This window comes from Clostridium sp. UBA3061, assembly GCF_002367465.1.
Taxonomy (GTDB): domain Bacteria; phylum Bacillota; class Clostridia; order Clostridiales; family Clostridiaceae; genus Clostridium_J; species Clostridium_J sulfidigenes.
Window position 1 is genome coordinate 207,728 of record NZ_DFCF01000012.1, and the last position, 19,424, is coordinate 227,151.

General features: G+C 31.0%; 22 protein-coding genes. All 22 read left to right on the forward strand.

What is annotated here, in order from left to right; translation table 11 throughout:
- The first annotated feature begins 7 nt into the window (after positions 1 to 7).
- The 22 genes from B2P65_RS11480 (at position 8) to B2P65_RS11585 (ending at position 19,411) form a co-directional block, all read left to right on the forward strand.
- Positions 8 to 1,015, forward strand: coding sequence for a rod shape-determining protein (locus tag B2P65_RS11480; RefSeq protein ID WP_346880170.1), 1,008 nt, complete (start codon positions 8 to 10; stop codon positions 1,013 to 1,015).
- A 3-nt stretch (positions 1,016 to 1,018) separates the two neighbouring features.
- Positions 1,019 to 1,864: a rod shape-determining protein MreC gene (gene mreC, locus B2P65_RS11485; RefSeq protein ID WP_346848384.1), complete on the forward strand. Its 846-nt coding sequence runs from the start codon at positions 1,019 to 1,021 to the stop codon at positions 1,862 to 1,864.
- Positions 1,851 to 2,366, forward strand: a complete 516-nt coding sequence (gene mreD, locus B2P65_RS11490; protein WP_346848385.1) for a rod shape-determining protein MreD — start codon at positions 1,851 to 1,853, stop codon at positions 2,364 to 2,366. The genes mreC and mreD overlap by 14 nt, the downstream gene beginning before the upstream one ends.
- A gap of 7 nt (positions 2,367 to 2,373) precedes the next feature.
- On the forward strand, positions 2,374 to 5,208 hold the full coding sequence (locus B2P65_RS11495) for a penicillin-binding transpeptidase domain-containing protein (protein ID WP_346880171.1): 2,835 nt from the start codon (positions 2,374 to 2,376) through the stop codon (positions 5,206 to 5,208).
- Between the two features lie 157 nt (positions 5,209 to 5,365).
- Positions 5,366 to 5,998 carry a septum site-determining protein MinC gene (minC, locus tag B2P65_RS11500; RefSeq protein ID WP_346848387.1) on the forward strand — a complete coding sequence of 211 codons (633 nt, stop codon included), beginning with the start codon at positions 5,366 to 5,368 and terminating at the stop codon, positions 5,996 to 5,998.
- A gap of 16 nt (positions 5,999 to 6,014) precedes the next feature.
- Complete coding sequence (gene minD, locus B2P65_RS11505; RefSeq protein ID WP_346848388.1) at positions 6,015 to 6,824, forward strand: septum site-determining protein MinD; 810 nt, start codon at positions 6,015 to 6,017, stop codon at positions 6,822 to 6,824.
- 2 nt (positions 6,825 to 6,826) lie between these two features.
- Positions 6,827 to 7,096 (forward strand): cell division topological specificity factor MinE, encoded by a 270-nt coding sequence (minE, locus tag B2P65_RS11510; RefSeq protein WP_150843815.1) that lies wholly within the window; start codon positions 6,827 to 6,829, stop codon positions 7,094 to 7,096.
- A gap of 74 nt (positions 7,097 to 7,170) precedes the next feature.
- Positions 7,171 to 8,277 (forward strand): rod shape-determining protein RodA, encoded by a 1,107-nt coding sequence (gene rodA / locus B2P65_RS11515; protein ID WP_346848389.1) that lies wholly within the window; start codon positions 7,171 to 7,173, stop codon positions 8,275 to 8,277.
- Positions 8,278 to 8,288: 11 nt separating this feature from the next.
- Positions 8,289 to 8,657, forward strand: coding sequence for a methylglyoxal synthase (gene mgsA / locus B2P65_RS11520; protein ID WP_035128787.1), 369 nt, complete (start codon positions 8,289 to 8,291; stop codon positions 8,655 to 8,657).
- 238 nt (positions 8,658 to 8,895) lie between these two features.
- Complete coding sequence (locus tag B2P65_RS11525) at positions 8,896 to 9,711, forward strand: M23 family metallopeptidase (RefSeq protein ID WP_346848390.1); 816 nt, start codon at positions 8,896 to 8,898, stop codon at positions 9,709 to 9,711.
- A 22-nt stretch (positions 9,712 to 9,733) separates the two neighbouring features.
- Positions 9,734 to 10,582 carry a site-2 protease family protein gene (locus B2P65_RS11530; protein ID WP_346848391.1) on the forward strand — a complete coding sequence of 283 codons (849 nt, stop codon included), beginning with the start codon at positions 9,734 to 9,736 and terminating at the stop codon, positions 10,580 to 10,582.
- 104 nt (positions 10,583 to 10,686) lie between these two features.
- On the forward strand, positions 10,687 to 12,546 hold the full coding sequence (locus tag B2P65_RS11535) for a TIGR03960 family B12-binding radical SAM protein (RefSeq protein ID WP_346880172.1): 1,860 nt from the start codon (positions 10,687 to 10,689) through the stop codon (positions 12,544 to 12,546).
- Entirely contained in the window at positions 12,521 to 13,222 is a 702-nt protein-coding gene (locus B2P65_RS11540) for a TIGR03936 family radical SAM-associated protein (protein ID WP_346880224.1), read from the forward strand. The genes B2P65_RS11535 and B2P65_RS11540 overlap by 26 nt, the downstream gene beginning before the upstream one ends.
- Positions 13,223 to 13,233: 11 nt before the next feature.
- The gene (locus tag B2P65_RS11545) at positions 13,234 to 14,691 is read left to right on the forward strand and encodes an Rne/Rng family ribonuclease (protein ID WP_346880173.1); all 1,458 of its coding nucleotides are present in this window, start codon (positions 13,234 to 13,236) and stop codon (positions 14,689 to 14,691) included.
- Positions 14,692 to 14,893: 202 nt separating this feature from the next.
- Entirely contained in the window at positions 14,894 to 15,205 is a 312-nt protein-coding gene (gene rplU / locus B2P65_RS11550; protein ID WP_035128800.1) for a 50S ribosomal protein L21, read from the forward strand.
- 2 nt (positions 15,206 to 15,207) lie between these two features.
- Positions 15,208 to 15,555: a ribosomal-processing cysteine protease Prp gene (locus B2P65_RS11555; RefSeq protein WP_150843809.1), complete on the forward strand. Its 348-nt coding sequence runs from the start codon at positions 15,208 to 15,210 to the stop codon at positions 15,553 to 15,555.
- A 1-nt stretch (position 15,556) separates the two neighbouring features.
- Positions 15,557 to 15,859, forward strand: coding sequence for a 50S ribosomal protein L27 (gene rpmA, locus B2P65_RS11560; protein WP_346848395.1), 303 nt, complete (start codon positions 15,557 to 15,559; stop codon positions 15,857 to 15,859).
- Between the two features lie 218 nt (positions 15,860 to 16,077).
- Complete coding sequence (obgE, locus tag B2P65_RS11565; RefSeq protein ID WP_346848396.1) at positions 16,078 to 17,355, forward strand: GTPase ObgE; 1,278 nt, start codon at positions 16,078 to 16,080, stop codon at positions 17,353 to 17,355.
- A gap of 21 nt (positions 17,356 to 17,376) precedes the next feature.
- The gene (yhbY, locus tag B2P65_RS11570; RefSeq protein WP_035128811.1) at positions 17,377 to 17,670 is read left to right on the forward strand and encodes a ribosome assembly RNA-binding protein YhbY; all 294 of its coding nucleotides are present in this window, start codon (positions 17,377 to 17,379) and stop codon (positions 17,668 to 17,670) included.
- A gap of 116 nt (positions 17,671 to 17,786) precedes the next feature.
- Positions 17,787 to 18,395, forward strand: coding sequence for a nicotinate-nucleotide adenylyltransferase (gene nadD, locus B2P65_RS11575; RefSeq protein ID WP_346848397.1), 609 nt, complete (start codon positions 17,787 to 17,789; stop codon positions 18,393 to 18,395).
- Between the two features lie 3 nt (positions 18,396 to 18,398).
- Entirely contained in the window at positions 18,399 to 18,971 is a 573-nt protein-coding gene (gene yqeK, locus B2P65_RS11580; protein ID WP_346876486.1) for a bis(5'-nucleosyl)-tetraphosphatase (symmetrical) YqeK, read from the forward strand.
- 59 nt (positions 18,972 to 19,030) lie between these two features.
- Positions 19,031 to 19,411 (forward strand): RidA family protein, encoded by a 381-nt coding sequence (locus tag B2P65_RS11585; RefSeq protein ID WP_035128819.1) that lies wholly within the window; start codon positions 19,031 to 19,033, stop codon positions 19,409 to 19,411.
- Positions 19,412 to 19,424 lie beyond the last annotated feature (13 nt).

Sequence of the window (19,424 nt, forward strand, 5' to 3'; positions counted from 1 at the left end):
AGTTTTTATGGTTTTTTTTGGAAGTACTAGAGACATTGGAATAGATTTAGGAACTGCAAACACATTAGTATATATTAAAGGAAAAGGTATCGTACTTAGAGAACCTTCCGTTGTAGCAATAAATAAAAATACAGGAAAAGTTTTAGCTGTAGGTAATGAAGCTAAAAATATGATAGGTAGAACACCAGGAAATATTGTAGCTATAAGACCAATGAAAGATGGAGTTATAGCAGATTTTGATGTAACTGAAAAAATGCTTAGACATTTTATTGAAAAAGTTGGAGGTAAAAATTCCTTTAAAAGTCCAAGAATCGTAGTTTGTTTCCCATCTGGGGTAACTGAAGTAGAGAAGAGAGCGATTGAAGAAGCAACTAAGAGTGCTGGAGCTAGAGAAGTTGGATTATTAGAAGAACCAATGGCAGCAGCTATAGGTGCTGGACTTCCAGTTGGAGAACCTACAGGAAGCATGGTTGTAGATATCGGTGGAGGTACTACAGAAGTAGCAATAATATCTTTAGGTGGAGTTGTTACAAGTATGTCATTAAGAGTTGCAGGTGATGAATTAGATCAAGCGATTATAGCATACATAAAAAAACAATATAACTTAATGATTGGTGAGAGAACTTCAGAAAATATAAAAATACAATTAGGTTCAGCTTATGAGGTAGAAGAAAAGGCAGAGAATATGCAAATTAGAGGAAGAGATTTAATAAGTGGTCTTCCTAAAGTAGTAGAAATAGGTGAAGATGAAGTAAGAGAAGCTTTAAGAGAACCTGTATACTCTATTATAGAGGCTATAAAAACAACACTAGAAAAAACACCACCAGAACTTGCAGCAGATATTATGGATAAAGGTATAATGCTTACAGGTGGAGGAGCCTTATTAAAAGGATTAGATGCACTAATAGCCCATGAAACCCATATGCCAGTAAATATAGCAGAAATACCATTAGATTGTGTAGCTGTAGGAACTGGAAAAGCATTAGATAATGTAGATATTATGAGTAGAAGATAAAAAATGAAGATATTCAAGAATAAGCTGGCAGTAATAGTTATACTACTGTCAGTGTCCTTTTTGGGGTTAATTGGTTATTCAGTTCAAAAAGACAAGATGTCCATGGTGGAAAATGGTGTAGGAAGTGCTATAAACTCTGTTCAAGGTGTTGTTTATAAAATAGGTAGTAAAATAAAAAGTTCTTTTAGTTTAGTACTTAATATAGGAAATATAAAAAGTGAAAATGATGAGTTAAAAAAACAAAATGAGAAGTTGAAATTTAATGCTATTCAAAATGATATTTTAAGAAAAGAAAATGACAGACTTAGAGGCATGTTAAACTTTGCTGATGCAAATGGTCAGTATAATTATATAGGTGTAGATATTTTGGGTTTAGTTGGAAATAATTTTTTGGATGGATATGTAATCAATAAAGGCGAAAAAGATGGAATAGAAAAAGGTATGATTGCATTGGAAGGAGAAGGACTAGTTGGTCAAGTTACTAGCGTTGGTAGTAATTGGAGTATAGTTCAATCTATTTGTAATGAGAATATGGCTGTAGCAGGATATGTATTGAGCACTGAAGAAAGTAATGGTATTGTAAAGGGTTATAAGGGAAATGAAGATAAATTTCTTACGGAAATTACAGGACTTTCCTTAGATTCAAAAATTAAAGAAGGGGACACTATACTAACCTCTGGACTAGGTGGCATATATCCAAAAGGAATTAAAATAGGAGAAGTTCTAGAAATTTATGAGGATAGAGCAAAGGTTGTAAAGAGTGCAATTGTGAAGCCTGCAGTAGATTTTAATAAGGTAGAGCAACTTGTAATTATAGTGCCAAAGGAAAAAAGAGATGTTAAAAACTAATAATAAATTTAAAAAAATATTATATTTATTTTTAATAATCACCATTCTTTTTATTTTTGATAATACCATTATAACTTTTTTTGCTATTAAAAATATATATCCAAGCGTTCTTTTTGTATTTATAGTTTGTTATTCCATAATAAATGGATATGATGAAGCAACAATTATTGGTGTTATAACAGGGATTCTTCAAGATATTTATTTTCCGGGAGTCATGGGAATTAACATGTTAATAAACATGTTAATTTGTTTAATGGCAGCTAAAATTGGAAAAGGAATTTTCAAGGATAAGGTTATAATACCTATTTTTTCAACATTTCTACTAAGTTTACTAAAGAGTATTGCTATTTTTGCTATATTTATATTAATAGGAGCTAGTAATAATTTTTTACACTTAATCATATATAAAGCTATTTATGAGATGATAATAGCTTTACTGATATATAGGATTATACTTAAGTTTAGTGAAACCAAAACTATAAAAAAGGAATGGAGATTCTAAAAAAAGTATGAAAAAAAATAAAAGAATAATTAGAAATAAAAAGAATAAAAAAAGTTTTTCAAGATATAATTTATTTTATATAGCTATGGCAGTTATCTTCATTGGAATTACTTCAAGATTACTTTTTTTACAAATAGTAATGGTAGAGGATTATAGAGAAAGAGCAAATAGCAATAAATATAAAACAGTATCCGTTGCAGCAGCTAGAGGAGATATAGTAGATAGAAATGGTAAAGTTTTTGCCGAAAGTATACAAAATTATGTATTACAATTTAGTGAGACAGAAGAAAGTAAAAAGTATTTCTTTAAAACTATGTCTAGAGTTTTTGAAATATTAGATAAAAAGCAAATACCAGTCGTAGATGAATTTCCTATAATTATAAATAATGAAGGAAAACTAGAATATAACTTCAAAGCTACCGATGAATCAAGTAGGAAATGGCTAGAGCTTAGATTTAAAAAGGATAGAGGTTTTTTAGAGAAGGTAGTAAAGAAAGAATATGGTGAGGGTAAGAAGGTTTCAGAGCTTACAGATGAACAAAAAAATTATATGGATGTTTTGTTATTACAGATAACTGCAGAAGAAGCCTATAAGACTTTAGAGAAAGATTATGGTGTAGATAGGTACTATGAGTTAACTCTTCATGAAAGAAGAAGATTTTTACTATTAAAAGATGCTATGAAGATGCAAAGTTTTTCAGGGTATAGCCCAGTAGTAATTGCAAATACATTAGATCAAGAAACTGCCTTTGTATTTGAGCAACTACAACCAGATATGCCAGGTATAATAGTTGATACTCAGCCTATGAGAGCTTATCCTAATGGAGAGTTAGGTTCCGCATTTCTAGGGTATATGTCTCAAATTAACCCTTGGGAACAAGAAAAATATGAAGAAAAGGGTTATGATGTAAGTACTGATGACATAGGAAAAGCAGGTATTGAATCAGCCTATGAATCCTATTTAAAGGGAACTAAGGGACAAGAGAGTATAGAAATTAATAAGCAGGGGCGTAGAGTTAGAACTCTGGGACAGGTAGAAGCTTATCAAGGAAAAACTGTGCAATTAAATATTGATATGGATGTACAAAGAGCTGCAGAAAAGGCACTAGATGAAGTGATGACTAATCTTCAAAAGAGTGGAAAAAATTATTATGGAGATAGTACTAATGCCACTAGAGGAGCAGCAGTAGCCATAAGTACTAAGGGGGAAGTTTTAGCACTTGTTAGTAGACCTGGTTTTGATCCTAATATATTTACTGACCCTGGGAAATTAACTACTGAATTGTCACAACAATACTTTAACCCAGATTTAGAAGCTATGGGAAAAGAGTATATTAAAAAAAGAGGGCTTGCAAGTAAAGGTGGTATTTTAACAGATAAAGAATTAACTTTAAGTTTAGCAGAAAGAGAACAATTATTGCTAGAAAAAATGTTCCCAATAGATAAAAGTATACCAGGAAATACTACAAGAAGAGAAGATAGATATGATATTTTCCCTAAACCTTTTTATAATTACGGAACCTTATCATTAGTTCCACCAGGATCTACCTTCAAGCCAGTTACCGCTCTTGCAGGGCTAGAGGAAGGTATTATTACTGGGGATACTGAGATTTTAGATGATGGTGTATATGGGAAATACGGATATGGAGGATCTTGTTGGATATGGAATATGAATGAACGACATGGTTCCCATGGTCGAATTAATGTTAAAGAAGCATTGGAAGTTTCTTGTAACTATTTTTTCTTTGATGTGGCAGATCGCCTTTTTACAAAGGGTGGTGGAATGAAAAATCCTAAAAATGCTTTAGATTTAATAGCAAAATATGGTTGGCAACTAGGACTAGGATTACCACAAGGTAGCGATTTAAAAGCTTCTACTGGTATAGAAATTGAAGAAAATTTTGGTCAAATATACAATTATGAATCAAATAAAAATGTTCAAGCCAATACATTTATAAATCGAATGGCTGAAGACTTACAAAAAGGGATTAGTTCTATGAATGCAGCATCTCATTATAAGCCTTTTGACATTGTACAGAAAGAGGAGATTGGAACAGGTAAAGAATTAGAGCAAATAAAACTTACAAATTCTAAGAAAAAGGTTTTAGTGGATGCAATTAGAGAAGAAATAAAAAAAGAAGAGATGTCTACCTCTGATGATATCCTAGAAAGATTTAAACCTTTAATTCAAGATATAATTAATACTAATGAGACTATAAAAGCCTTAGGATATTCTGAAGCAGATATAGAAAATATTGCTCTAGCAATGTTCTATTGTGTAAATGATGCGCATTCATATATAAAGTCGCCAGGTAATGCCTATGATGCATCCATAGGTCAAGGTATGAATCAATTTACGCCATTACAATTAGCTAGTTATCTTGCTACCCTTTTAAATGGGGGAGAAAGATATGAAGTAAAGCTAGTTGATAAAATTATTGATAGTAAGACTAAAGAAGTTATAGAAGATATAGAACCAAAGGTTATAAGTAAAGCTAGTTTCAATAAGGCAAATATTGAAATTATTAAAGAGGGAATGGGAAAGGTTACTCGAGGAGAAAATGGTACAACTTCAGCTGTATTCCAAGGGTTTCCTATACCTACTGGAGGTAAAACCGGTACGTCTAACGTTGTAACTTATGATCTGCAAAAGCCCCTTGGAAGGGATGCAGCCTCTGTATATGTAGGGTTTGCACCCTATGATAATCCAGAGATTGTAGTATGTTCTATAGTATTCGATGCTGCTCATGGTGATGGAACTATTGCCAAGGCAATGTTTGAAGCTTATTTTAAGGAACAGATATTAAAAACTAATCCTAATTATGAATTTAAATATAAATAAAAAAATAACAAATGGTAATCCATTTGTTATTTTTTTAAAGGAATATTGTTATATAATAAGTATTTCAACAAAAAAATTATTTTTTCTCAATATAAAGAAGGAATTTAGGCTCTATACGTTGAAATAGTAAGAATATCTCGATATGTGGAGGTTGCATATGCAAGATGATGGTATAAAATTTAAAGGCGAAAAAGATGGACTTAATTTAGTTGTAAATATTAAACTCTTTAGCTCTATAGAAAGCTTAATTGAAGCATTGAGAGTAAAGCTTCGAAAGGGTAGAAGGTTCTATAAGGGTGCCTCCATTAAAATAACTGTAGATATGAGGCAGTTGGAATCTAGAGATTTAAGAGCAATAAGAGACTTTTTATCAACGGAATTTATGATAAAGGATTGCTCCTTTATAAATTTAGAAGATAGTAATAAAAAGGTTTTTAATGGTATACATGAAGGAAAAACTAAATTTGTCAGAAAAACTATAAGAAGTGGTCAAAGATTTGAATATTCAGGAAACATAGTTATTGTAGGAGATGTTAATTCTGGAGCAGAGGTATATGCCGCAGGAAATATAGTGGTATTAGGCTCTGTTAAAGGTAGTGTGTATGCTGGGATTAATGGTAATAATGGTGCTATAATAGCAGCCTTTGCATTAACACCACAAATAATGCAAATTGCTGATCTTATCACTAGATCTCCAGAAGATATGGACAAACCTAGGTATCCAGAATTGGCAAGAATTAAAAATGGAAATATTGTTTTAGAACCATATTCAATAAATAAATATATTTAATCGGAGGTATTAGTAAATGGGAGAGGCTATAGTTATAACATCTGGGAAAGGTGGAGTAGGAAAAACTACTACTACAGCAAACATAGGTACAGCTTTAGCATCAATGGATAAAAAAGTAGTTGTTATCGATGGAGATACAGGATTAAGAAACTTAGATGTTCTCATGGGACTTGAAAATAGAGTGGTATTTACATTAGTTGATGTTATTGAAGAAAAGTGTAGATTGAAACAAGCACTTATAAAAGATAAGAGGTTTAACAATTTATTTCTTCTTCCAACAGCACAAACAAGAGATAAAAATGATGTAGATATAAATGAAATGTTAAGAGTAGTAACCCAGTTAAAACAAGAGTTTGATTATGTAATTTTAGACTGTCCTGCGGGTATTGAACAAGGTTTTGAGAATGCCATTGTAGGGGCAGACTGGGCTATTGTTGTTGTAAATCCAGAAATCACATCTGTCAGAGATGCAGATAGGGTTATTGGAAAATTAGATGCGAAAGGGATAGAAAGACAGGAACTTATAGTTAACAGAATGAACTTTGATATGGCTAAGAATGGGGAAATGTTGACTATAGAAGATATAAAGGAGTGTTTAGCTATTAAAGTTATAGGGGTAGTTCCAGATGATAGAAAAGTAACCATATCTACTAATAAAGGTGAGCCTATAGTGTTAGACAGTTCTGCTTATGCTGGTCAAGCCTTTAAGAATATAGGAAGTAGAATTTTAGGAGAAGAAGTACCATTCCTAGATTTTAATGAATTATACGGTCAAAAAGGATTTATGGGTGCAATAAAAAAATTATTTGGAGGAGGTAGAAATTAGATATGGACTTGTTTAAAATTTTTTCAAGCAAAGTATCTTCAAAGGATATTGCTGCAGATAGATTAAAACTTATTCTAGTCCATGATAGAGCTACCGTTTCGCCAGATTTTTTAGAGAATATTAAAATGGAGTTGCTTAAGACTATATCTAATTATGCAGAAATTGAAAGTGGAGAAGAAATTGAAATAAGAATAACTACTAGTGATGAATATGATGGGAATTCCCCAGCTTTAGTGGCTAGTATACCTATTAAAAAAGTTAAGAGAAGGTAATCAAAAAAGCTATGTTTTCATAGCTTTTTTTCCTTGTTATGATATAATAGGAACAGGTATGGAGGGAGATGCAAATGAATAAATTATTAGAAAAATTTAAAATTAATGATAAGTTAATTAAAAATATAGATTTTAGTATTTTAATTGTAGTATTTTTAATTGTAGCCTTTGGTATAGTTAATATTTACTCTGCCATTGGAGCTAAGTATGCCATGCTTCAATTTGCTTGGATGATTGTAGGTATGATAACTATATACTTCATATTAACTTTAGACTATGTTCAACTTTTAAATTATGCCCCTGTTATATATTGGGCAGCGGTTATACTTTTGCTTTTCAATGATATAACCGGTAAAGCGGTAAATGGAGCTAATGCATGGATTCAAATAGGAAATAGAGCCATTCAACCTGGAGAGTTTGCCAAAATAGGTATGATTCTTATGGTTGCAAAGGTTATAGAAGATGCTGAAGGGGATATAAATAATTTAAAAACATTTTTTAAGGTTTTATTTTATGCAGCAATTCCAGTGATACTAATTGTAATACAACCAGATATGGGACTTACCATGGTTTCATTTTTTATAATGTTAGGTATAGTGATTGTAGCAAACTTAAATTGGAAGGTCATAGTTGGAGGACTTACTGCATTAACAGCTGCTGTTGTAGGATTCTTTTATTCACCTTTTATGAAACCATATTGGAAATTAAGGTTTTTAGCAGTTATTAACCCGGAAGACTATGCACAAACAGAAGGGATGCAGTTAATTCAATCTAAAATAGCCATAGGTTCTGGTGGAATATTTGGTATGGGATTTATGAATGGAAAACAATATAAGTTTGTACCAGAAAACCATACAGACTTTATCTTTGCTGTATTAGGTGAAGAATGGGGATTAGTTGGCGCTCTAGTACTTATGATGTTATATGGAATACTTTTATGCAAACTTATAAATATAGCAAAGAACTCAAAAGATATAGCTGGAGGTATTATAGTGGTAGGTGTAATAGCATCTATACTATTTTCAATAATTCAAAATATCGGGATGACCATTGGATTACTTCCTATATCAGGTATAACATTACCTTTTGTTAGTTATGGTGGAAGTTCTATGTTAACTTATTTTATATCTTTAGGATTAGCTTTAAATATAGGTATGAGAAAGAATAAAATTAATTTTTAGGAGTGATTTAAATGAGAGTTGCATTGGTTGCACACGATAAAAAGAAGGATGACATCATTGATTTTGCTAAAAGATATAAGGATGTGCTAAAGGATCATGAACTTTATGCTACAGGCACTACAGGGAAACTTATAAATGAAATAGTTGGTCTTCCTATATATAGATTTTTATCAGGCCCCTTAGGCGGCGACCAACAAATAGGAGCAAGACTTGCAGAAGGAAATATGGATATGATAATTTTTTTAAGAGATCCTCTTACAGCTCAACCCCATGAACCTGATGTAACAGCCCTTATAAGACTCTCAGATGTTCACTGTATACCTCTTGCAACTAATATAGGTACAGCAGAAGTATTCATGAAGGCTTTAAAAAACAGATAATAAAATTAATAATAATATTAATAAAATAAGCTGTCTCAAGACAATTTGTCAATCTTTTTAAAATGTTGAATTTGTACTTTAATATAAGTCCATGATTAACATTATTTTAGGATTGGCATATACTGAGACAGCCTTTTTTTATTATGCTCTTATGAAAATAAATTTTCATACCCATCATAAAGTTAGTTTTTTTTTAATATATATAAATTAGTAATAATAAATTATGGGGGGATATTTTATGGGAATTTATAATGAATATTATCAAAAATATTATTCTAATATGAAAAAACAAACAGGAACCAGTGAGTATAAACCTACAAAATATAGTGGAAATAGTACTAAAGGTAGTAACAATAAATTAAATAGTAGAAGAAATACCTTCCCCATTTATTTAAACATTTTTGGGAAAGGCTTTGCTAATATATTGATTATTCAATGCGTAATAGTTCTAGTTCTTCTAGCTGGACTATTTCTCGCTAGAACATATCCTAACAGTTACGTTAATAAGGTATATGATAAGAGTATAGCAATTATAAATAATGGTTTATTGAAGGAAAAAAATATTACTGTGGAAAATATAGTCCAAGCATTTAAAGAGAAAAATATATTGGATGTATTTAAGGAAGAAAAAATAACTGAAGTTTTTAATGAAGTAAAGTCTATGGTTAGTTTTGAAGAAAAGAAAGAAAATTATATAAAAGAAAACTATGTAAACCCCATAACCATAAAGGATAAAAATCAAATCACTATAAAAGATAATAGACTTTCTTTAAGCCTAACTAATGAAAGTGATATAAAGGCATCCTTTCCAGGAAAGGTAAAGAGTGTCACTGAAGGAAAAGAAATTACTTTAATCCTAGACTATGGTGATGGTATTGAGATGAAATATTATGGTCTAAGCGGTAGCAAAGTTAAAATTGGAGATGCTGTTGATACAGGAGAAGTTATCGGTACAGTTAAGGGAGATGAAGGCAATATATTAAGTATAGAAGTATTTTATATGGGAAATATTTTAAACCCAGAGAAATGCTTTAATTTTGAAACTATGATATAGCAAGATTATTAGGGGGAAATCATTGATACGAATAAGCAAATACTTAATACCCTATATAATTTTAATATTGATTATAGGATTTAAAAGTGAGTTAATTATAGGTTTTATAATCATAATCATCCATGAAATTATTCATTTAATAACAGCAAGAATATTAGGTTATTCAGGATTTTCTATAGATATATTACCAATAGGTACTACACTAAAATTAAAGGAGCTAGAAGAGGCAACTCCTAAGGAAGATATTATTATATCCTTAAGTGGTCCAATAGGGAATTTTTTAATTGCTTTAACTAGTTATTTTTTAGGCAGATATTTTTCTAATTCTAATTTTATTGAATTTTGCAATTATAATTTAGTTATAGGCATATTTAATCTTATACCAGCATTTCCTTTAGATGGAGGTCGTATATTAAGAGATATTCTTAATATTAAGCTCATATATAAAAAAGCTAATAAGATTGCGCTAAATATAAGTATAGTAATAGGATATATATTTGGAGCAATCTTTTTAATGGGATTATGCATGGAGCGACTGGTTTTAGATTTTGCCTTTTTTTCTATATTTATATTAATGATTTCCTATAAGGAAAAAGGGAGGATAGCTTATATAATAATGGGATATATCATCAAAAAAAAGGAAAAGCTAATAGGTAGAGGATACCTAGAAAATAAAAGTATTTCTGTTTATTACAAAATAAATATATTACAATTAATAGAATTAATAGATAAAAACAAGTATAATGTATTTACTGTACTTGATGATGAAATGAACATGATAGGAGTTTTATATGAAGAGGACATATTAAATGGAATTAAGGAATTGGGAAATATAACTCTTGAAGAACTTCTAGAAAGCTATGAAAAATAGTATAGTTACTTGAAATATTATATAGTTGTGCTAAAATGAAACTTAGCTTTAGCGGATGTAAAATCCTCTTAAGCTAAGTTGAATTAACTTAAGGAGGATACTCAATGAATAAAATTTCCGACGATATTTTGTACAGAGTTGAGAAACCAGCTAGATATATAGGTGGAGAATTAAACTCATATAATAAAGATAAAAACAGTGTAGATATTAGATATGCTTTTTGTTTCCCAGATGTTTATGAAGTGGCAATGTCCCACTTGGGAACAAAAATTCTATATCATCTTATGAATGAGAGAGAGGATACCTTCTGTGAAAGATGCTTTGCACCTTGGCCAGATATGGAAAAACTACTAAGAGAAAATAACATTCCACTAGGAACTCTTGAAACTAAGGATTCCCTTAGTGAATTTGATATTTTAGGATTCACTCTTCAATATGAAATGAGCTATACTAATATTTTAAATATGTTAGATATGTGTAATATACCAGTTAGAGCTTCAAAAAGGGGAGAAGAATATCCTATCATCATGATGGGAGGTCCTTGTGCTTATAACCCTGAGCCTTTATATGATATAGCTGATGTCTTCATATTAGGTGAAGGAGAAGAAGTTACCAATGATGTTTTAGATGTTTATAAGGAAATGAAGGGTAAATCAAAGGCCGAATACCTAAGAGCTATTTCAAAGATTCAAGGAGTTTATGTACCATCCATTTATGACGTAAATTACAATGAAGATGGCACTATTAAGGACATGACTCCAAAGTATGAGGATGTACCTAAAACTGTTAAAAAGAGAATAGTTTCAGATTTTAATGCTAACAATTCTCCAGAAAAATTCATAGTTCCTTATACAGAAATTATCCATGATAGAATAGTTATAGAGACCTTTAGAGGCTGTACAAGGGGATGTAGATTCTGCCAAGCAGGAATGATATACAGACCAGTTAGAGAAAAAACCACAGAAAAGCTTATGGAAGAAATTGATGTTCTAGTAAAAAACACAGGTTATCAGGAGATTTCTCTAAGTTCCTTAAGTATTTGTGATTACTCTAATATCCAAAACTTAATATTTTCTTTAATTGAAAAGTATGGAGAAGAAAAAATAGGAGTATCTATACCATCAATTAGAATAGATGCCTTCTCTGTAGATTTAATAAAGGAGATACAAAAGGTAAGAAAGACAGGATTAACCTTTGCTCCAGAAGCTGGAACTCAAAGGATGAGAGATGTAATAAACAAAGGGGTAACAGAAGAAGACTTATTAAGATCTGCTAGAAATGCCTTTGAATCAGGTTGGTCAACTATAAAGCTATACTTTGTTATAGGACTTCCTTACGAAACCGTAGAAGACGTAGAAGGAATTGCACATTTAGCAGAAAAGGTAGTAGAGGAATACTTCCATGTACCTAGGGATGTAAGAAAGAGGGGCTTAAGAGTTACAGTAAGTACTTCTATATTAGTACCAAAGCCATTTACACCTTTCCAATGGGCTCCAATGAATCAAGTGGCTGAAGTGAGAGAAAAAATTTCAAGTCTTAGAGATGCTATAAAAAGTAAGGCTATTAACTACAATTGGCATGAATCGGCACTTAGCTACCTAGAAGCAGTATTTGCAAGAGGGGATAGAAAACTTTGTGATGTTCTAGTGAAGGCCTTTGAAAAGGGCGCTAGGTTTGATGGCTGGAACGAGTATTTCAACTTTGAATTGTGGCAAGAAGCTTTTGAAGAATGTGGGGTAGATGGAGATTTCTATGCTTATAGAGAAAGAAGTTATGATGAAATCTTACCATGGGACTTCATTGATATAGGAGTAAGTAAAAGCTATCTAATAAGTGAAAATGAAAAAGCTAAAGAAATGGTTTTAACACCAGACTGTAGAGAGAGATGTACAGGATGTGGAATTAATACTAGCTTTAAGGAAAGGGAGTGCTTTCATGGTGCGTTATTTAATAAAATACACTAAAGAAAGTGAAATAAAGTTTTTATCTCATTTAGATTTAATGAGAACTATACAAAGAGTTATAAGAAGAGCAAAACTACCAATAGAGTATTCTAAGGGGTTTAATCCTCATATGAGCATATCTATAGCACAACCCCTATCAGTAGGGGTATATTCTACAGGAGAATACTTAGATGCAGTGTTTATTGAAGCATTTGATGAAAATGAAATTCTAAAGACTTTAAATGAAAATACAGTAGGTGGAGTTAAATTTTTATCCGTTACCAAGGTAGCCAGAAAAGAAGGACAGAAAAATCAACAAGCAATGGCTACCATAGATGCAGCTAAATATATAATAAAGTTTAAACTTCAGGATGAGTCTGCACTAGATATAGATTCTTTATTGGATTTAAGTCAATGGACAATTTTAAAGAAATCTAAATCAGGAGAAAAGGAAACAGATATTAAGCCTTTAGTTAAAGAAATAAAGTACTCCATAGATAATGAAATATTAATCATAGAAGGACTTCTTAGTTGTGGAAGCAGAGAAAACCTATCAGCAAGTTTACTTAGTGAATTTATAAAAACTCATGTAAAGGGAATTAAGGAAGATGCCTTTGTTGATATAAAAAGAGTAGAAATGTATGCTTTTAAAGGAAAAGAACTACTTACACTTCAAGAGTATTTTGCACAGTACTAGGAGTTGATTTAATGAAAAAAATATTCATTGAAAGACAAAATACATTATTAAAGATTGCAGTGAAATATGGTGATATTCTTAAAGAGTGTTTTATAGAAGAAGATACAGAAGGACCTAAGGTAGGAGACATATATAGAGGTGTAATTAAAAATATAGTACCTTCTATTCATGGTGCTTTCATAGATATAGGTTATGAAAAAAATGGATATCTTTCCCTAGAAAAAAATCAGCATATAAACACCTTAAAAAAAGGTGATGAAGTTATGGTAGAGGTAGTAAAGGAAGAGATAGATAAAAAAGGTCCAAAGGTAACTAGAAACCTTTCCTTACCGGGAGCCTATGCAGTACTTACTAAAGAACATAGCCATATAGAAATTTCAAAAAAGATTAAAACACCAAATTTTAAAGAATTAATAGAAGAAGATATATCAAAACCTGAGGATGTTGGAATAATAATTAGAACAAAAGCAGAAAATATTGATATAAACATTTTAAAGGAAGAAATAAGTGAGTTAATACATAGATATGAAGAAATATGTAATAAGTTTACATACTCATCTAAAGTAGGACCTCTTTATAAAGATAATGGGATCCTAAGTAGGGTCTTAAGAAATTATACTGAAGGTGGAGCTGAGATAGTAGTTGATAATTATGAAGATTACCTTTACTATGAAAAGTTAATTAAAGAAAAGCGCTTAGAAAATCTTCATCTAAGTTTTTATGAAGGAGCTTTATCCATATTTGATAATTATGGCATAGAAAAAGAAATTTTAGCGTTAAGACATAATAAAATTAACTTATACAGTGGTGGTAACATTGTGTTAGAACGTACTGAAGCCATGAATGTGGTGGATGTAAATACGGCTAAAAACATAAAGCCATCCTTAAAGGAAAAAAATATTTTAGTAACTAATATGGAGGCTGCTAAGGAAGTAGTAAAACAGATAAGACTGAGAAATCTAGGTGGGATAATAGTAGTAGATTTTGTAGATATGAAATCTCATGAAGATAAAGCTGAAGTTTTAAAAGTTTTACAAGAAGAGTTTAAGGATGATAAGCATAATACTAAAATATATCCTTTCACAGAATTAAATTTAGTTCAGATAACTAGAAAAAAATATGGCAAATCCATATGTGATTATGTTTTTAATTCCTGTGTTTATTGTAAAGGTACAGGAGAAAAAGTATCTTTAGAATATATATTAAGCATTTTAAAAGGTAAAGTGAAAAAAATAAAATCAGAGCAGGGAATTAAAAATATCTATATAGAACTAGATAGAAACTATGAGAATGAAATAAACAATGATATTGTAACTTTTGTGGAGAAATTAGATGGGCTAGACTGTGATATTTTTATTAGATTTCAGGAAAATCTAGATAATTTTAAAGTTGAATCTTTAATTTTTCATAGCCAAATTGAAGCTATGCAAGAATTAAAAGTATTTTTTGCAAAAACTAGATGTAAGTAATAATTTTGAAAAACATGGTAGTATTAGAGATGATAGTCATCAATAAAAAAATACCATAAGTTGCTTTACAATCATCAGCGTATGTGTTAAAATGTCATTTGTAGACCGCACACATAAGGTTTTTAAACTAACTTATAAAATTTTGTAAAGAATTTGTAAGTTATACCTGAGATGGCGAGACTGGATTGAGGAGGTGTATTTAATGTACGCAGTTTTACTTACTGGAGGAAAGCAATACAGAGTTCAAGAGGGAGACGTTTTATTCGTTGAAAAACTTGAAGCTGAAGTTGATTCAACTGTAGAATTCGATAAAGTTTTAGCAGTTGGAAAAGAAGACGGTTTAGTAGTTGGAAAGCCTGTAGTTGAAGGAGCTAAAGTTGTTGCTAAAGTAGTAGCACAAGGAAAAGCTAAGAAAGTTATAGTTTTCAAATATAAGCCAAAGAAAGACTACAGAAAGAAACAAGGTCATAGACAACCATTTACTAAAGTTGTAATTGAGAAGATTGAAGCTTAATTATGATTAAGGTAACTTTCAAAAGAACAAAAAGCATGTTAGTATCATTTCATGTATATGGGCATGCTGAGTATTTTGATGTTAAGCAAAATACAACTGTTTATGATGATGTTGTTTGTGGTTCTGTAAGTAATTTAGCCCAGGTAACAATCTTAGGAGTGTTAGAGGTGCTAAAGTTAAAACCTACATATATCGCGGAAGAGGGAAACATAGCTTTAGATGTATCTAAGTTATCTCATGTGGAAATAGAAAGTACACAAGTCCTACTAGAAACGATGTTATTGGGATTGAAAAATTTAGAAATTAGTTATGGAAAATATATCAAAGTTGTAGTAGAGGAGGTGCAGTGATATGTTACTAATAAACCTTCAGTTATGTGCTCATAAAAAAGGAGTAGGTAGCTCTAAGAACGGTAGAGATAGTGAATCTAAGAGATTAGGGGTTAAACGTGCAGACGGACAATTTGTACTTGCAGGAAACATCCTTGTAAGACAAAGAGGAACAAAAATTCACCCAGGTACAAACGTTGGTATCGGTGGAGATGACACTCTTTTCGCTAAGGTTGATGGAGTTGTAAGATTTGAAAGAATGGGTAAAAGCAAGAAAAAAGCTAGTGTTTATCCAATCGATGTAGAAATTGCAATAGCTGAATAGTTAATTAAGCACCCGTAAGGGTGCTTTTTTATGACATAGGACAATTATTTACTCATAGGGCAATTATTTATTCTATGTTATAAAAAAACATCCCTAGGTGTTAATTAGTTTTAAAATAAAACATAGGTAAAATTATTATTTTTGTAAATAATAATAATATACTCATACTTAATTCGTAAAAATATCAAAGGATATTTTGTTAGGAAGGTGAAATAATAATGTTTATAGATACAGCCAAGATTTTTGTACAGTCCGGAGATGGTGGTAATGGTTCCATTCATTTTAGAAGAGAAAAATTTGCTCCACTAGGTGGACCAGATGGTGGAGATGGTGGAGATGGTGGAAGTGTCATATTAGTAGTAGATAGTAATATGACTACCCTATTAGATTTTTCTTATCACCGTAAATTCGTAGCTCCGAATGGAGGAAAGGGTGAAGGCTCTAAATGCTACGGAAGGGGTGGAGAAGATATTATTATCAGAGTTCCAATGGGAACTATAGTTAAAGACTTTGAAACAGATAAAGTTATGTGTGACTTAGCTCATGATGGCGATAAATTTGTAGTATGTAAAGGTGGAAAAGGCGGAAAAGGAAATGCAAAATTTTGTACTCCTACAAGACAGGCGCCAAACTTTGCAGAGCCAGGTATGCCAGGAGAAGAAAGATGGATTAAGTTAGAACTTAAACTTTTAGCAGATGTAGGACTTCTAGGATTCCCTAATGTAGGAAAATCAACACTTTTATCCATGGTATCTAAGGCTAGACCAAAGATAGCTAACTACCACTTTACTACTATAAAACCAAACCTTGGAGTAGTAGCTGTGAAGGGTATAGAACCTTTTGTTATTGCTGATATACCAGGTATCATAGAAGGAGCAGCAGAGGGAGTAGGATTAGGATTAGAGTTCTTAAGACATATAGAGAGAACTAGAATGCTTATTCATGTAGTTGATATTTCTGGAGTTGAAGGAAGAAATCCTATAGAAGACTTTAAAAGAATTAATGAAGAACTTAAAAAATATAGCATAAAGCTATGGGATAGACCACAGATAATTGCAGCAAATAAATCTGATATGCTCTATGATGAAGAAGTTTATGAAAACTTTAAAAAAGAATTACAAGCTATGGGCTATGATAAGATATATAAGATATCTGCAGCTACCAATGAAGGTGTAGATGATCTTATGAAGGCTGCAGCTGAAATGCTTAGCACAATTCCTGTTAAGGAATTAGAGATTTCAGAAGAGGATAAATTTATTCCTGAAGAAAAGAGATTTACATATGAAATAAATGAAGTCGAAGAAGGTATATTTGAGATTACAGGATCCTTTGTAGATAGATTATTAACTAGTGTAAATGTAAATGAGCCAGATTCATTAAGATACTTCCATAAAGTTTTAAGAAACAAAGGAATTATCGATGAGTTAAAGGATATGGGAATACAAGATGGTGACCTAGTAAGATTAAATGATTTTGAATTTGAGTTCTTATTATAAAATTAGGGGGAAATAAATAACATGATAACAACAAAACAAAGAAGCTATCTTAGATCTCTTGGAAGTCAATTAGCACCTATATTCCAAGTAGGAAAAGGTGGCATAGAAGAAAACTTTCTTAAGCAGATAGATGGGGCTCTAGAATCAAGAGAGCTAATCAAGATAAAAACTTTAAATAATAGTGGGATTACAGCAAGAGAAGCTTCAGAAATTTTATGTGAAGAATTAGGTTGTGAAGGAATTCAAGCTATAGGAAGTAAATTAGTTATCTATCGCAAATCTAAGAAAAATCCTAAAATAGAACTTCCTAAATAATATACATTTAATAGAGTTTTAGAAACCTTTAAATATATGTAACTTTTAAACAAGTATTCCAATTGCAGTTGGTAAAATACTTCATATATGGTATTATAATTTAAAGAGGTAATAGCATGAAAAAGGCGATTTTTGGAGGAACTTTTGATCCTATACATATAGGACATATTCATATAGCTTATGAAGCACTATATAATTTAAGCCTAGATGAAGTCATATTTATGCCAAATGGTCGACCGCCACATAAAAGGGCTAGGGCTGTGACAGAAGAGAAAATTAGGTATAAAATGGTTTATCAGGCCATAAAAGGTGAGAAAAAGTTCTCCATAAGTGATTTTGAGATAAAAAGTGACAGTTTAAGTTATACTTATAATACTCTAATGCAGTTTAACCATAGAGAACCTTATACTCAATGGTATTTCTTAGTTGGAGTAGATAGTTTAATGACTTTAAGGCAGTGGAAAAATATTCACATAATATTAGATAACTGCACTTTAGTTGTGTTTTCTAGAACTGGATATGCTATGGATGATGTATTAAAAATGAAAAAGGATTTAGAGAAAGAGTATGGCAAAGAGATAATCTTGTTAGAAATGTCTCTTTTAGATATATCATCTACAGAAATTAAAAAGAAAATTTCAGAAGATAAAATGGTTAATTACCTTCTTCCCCAAGGGGTAGAGGAGGTAATTAATCAATATAATTTATATAGAAATAAGGTGTAAGGTATGTGGCAGGAAAATAGAATAAAAGATTATATAAAAATTCATCTTACCAAGGAGAGATATAACCATAGTTTAGGTGTAATGAAAACTAGTGAAGACCTTGCAAAACATTATGGTATAAATCCTAATAAAGGTAGAATAGCTGGGCTTTGTCATGATTGTGCTAAAAATTTTTCTGCCAATGATTTAATTAATAAAGCAAGGAGTAATGGAATAATTATTTCAGATATATATTACAAATCTCCTCAGCTTTTACATGGTTTAATTGGAGCATACATATCAAAGGAAATGTTCCATGTGGAAGATGAAGATATTTTAAATGCAATAAAATATCATACTACAGGACGAGAAAATATGTCAACATTAGAAAAAATAGTTTATATTGCTGATTGTATAGAGCCTTCAAGAAATTTTAAAGGTGTGGAAGAATTAAGAACTTTAGCCTATGAGGATTTAGATAAAGCTCTTTTAAAATCCTTTGACGATACTATAATGTATATTTTATCTAGAAACTCAATAATGCATATAGATACCATTAAAGCTAGAAATTATTTGTTAGTTACTAAAAGAAACTGATATTACTAGGTAAAAATTATCTAATAATATATAATAATTTAATTTGGGGAGGCAAAAAAATGGATAAAATCATAATCAACACTGAAAAAGCACCTGCAGCTTTAGGACCATACTCACAGGCAGTAAAGGTAGGAAATTTACTATACACTTCAGGTCAATTACCAATAAATCAAGCTGGAGAATTAGTAAATGATGATATACAAAAGGCTACAGCTGTGTGCTTAGAAAATGTTAAAGCTATTCTTGAAGAGGCTGGTACATCCTTAGATAAAGTTGTAAAAACTATGGTATTTATAAAGGATATGAATGACTTTGCAGCCATGAATGAAGTATATGGAAAGTATTTCAATGCAAATCCACCTGCAAGATCTTGTGTTCAACCAGGTAAATTACCAAAAGATGCTTTAATAGAAATAGAAGTAATAGCAATAGTAGAATAATTAAGTATATGAT

Bases quoted from the DNA above. Each gene is read 5' to 3' on its own strand.
- minE (WP_150843815.1), top strand. From the start codon at position 6,827: ATGGACTTGTTTAAAATTTTTTCAAGCAAAGTATCTTCAAAGGATATT.
- B2P65_RS11495 (WP_346880171.1), top strand. From the start codon at position 2,374: ATGAAAAAAAATAAAAGAATAATTAGAAATAAAAAGAATAAAAAAAGT.
- rplU (WP_035128800.1), top strand. From the start codon at position 14,894: ATGTACGCAGTTTTACTTACTGGAGGAAAGCAATACAGAGTTCAAGAG.
- B2P65_RS11480 (WP_346880170.1), top strand. From the start codon at position 8: ATGGTTTTTTTTGGAAGTACTAGAGACATTGGAATAGATTTAGGAACT.
- yqeK (WP_346876486.1), top strand. From the start codon at position 18,399: ATGTGGCAGGAAAATAGAATAAAAGATTATATAAAAATTCATCTTACC.
- mreC (WP_346848384.1), top strand. From the start codon at position 1,019: ATGAAGATATTCAAGAATAAGCTGGCAGTAATAGTTATACTACTGTCA.
- rpmA (WP_346848395.1), top strand. From the start codon at position 15,557: ATGTTACTAATAAACCTTCAGTTATGTGCTCATAAAAAAGGAGTAGGT.
- yhbY (WP_035128811.1), top strand. From the start codon at position 17,377: ATGATAACAACAAAACAAAGAAGCTATCTTAGATCTCTTGGAAGTCAA.
- B2P65_RS11535 (WP_346880172.1), top strand. From the start codon at position 10,687: ATGAATAAAATTTCCGACGATATTTTGTACAGAGTTGAGAAACCAGCT.
- B2P65_RS11555 (WP_150843809.1), top strand. From the start codon at position 15,208: ATGATTAAGGTAACTTTCAAAAGAACAAAAAGCATGTTAGTATCATTT.
- minD (WP_346848388.1), top strand. From the start codon at position 6,015: ATGGGAGAGGCTATAGTTATAACATCTGGGAAAGGTGGAGTAGGAAAA.
- rodA (WP_346848389.1), top strand. From the start codon at position 7,171: ATGAATAAATTATTAGAAAAATTTAAAATTAATGATAAGTTAATTAAA.
- B2P65_RS11525 (WP_346848390.1), top strand. From the start codon at position 8,896: ATGGGAATTTATAATGAATATTATCAAAAATATTATTCTAATATGAAA.
- mreD (WP_346848385.1), top strand. From the start codon at position 1,851: ATGTTAAAAACTAATAATAAATTTAAAAAAATATTATATTTATTTTTA.
- B2P65_RS11585 (WP_035128819.1), top strand. From the start codon at position 19,031: ATGGATAAAATCATAATCAACACTGAAAAAGCACCTGCAGCTTTAGGA.
- minC (WP_346848387.1), top strand. From the start codon at position 5,366: ATGCAAGATGATGGTATAAAATTTAAAGGCGAAAAAGATGGACTTAAT.
- B2P65_RS11545 (WP_346880173.1), top strand. From the start codon at position 13,234: ATGAAAAAAATATTCATTGAAAGACAAAATACATTATTAAAGATTGCA.
- obgE (WP_346848396.1), top strand. From the start codon at position 16,078: ATGTTTATAGATACAGCCAAGATTTTTGTACAGTCCGGAGATGGTGGT.
- nadD (WP_346848397.1), top strand. From the start codon at position 17,787: ATGAAAAAGGCGATTTTTGGAGGAACTTTTGATCCTATACATATAGGA.
- mgsA (WP_035128787.1), top strand. From the start codon at position 8,289: ATGAGAGTTGCATTGGTTGCACACGATAAAAAGAAGGATGACATCATT.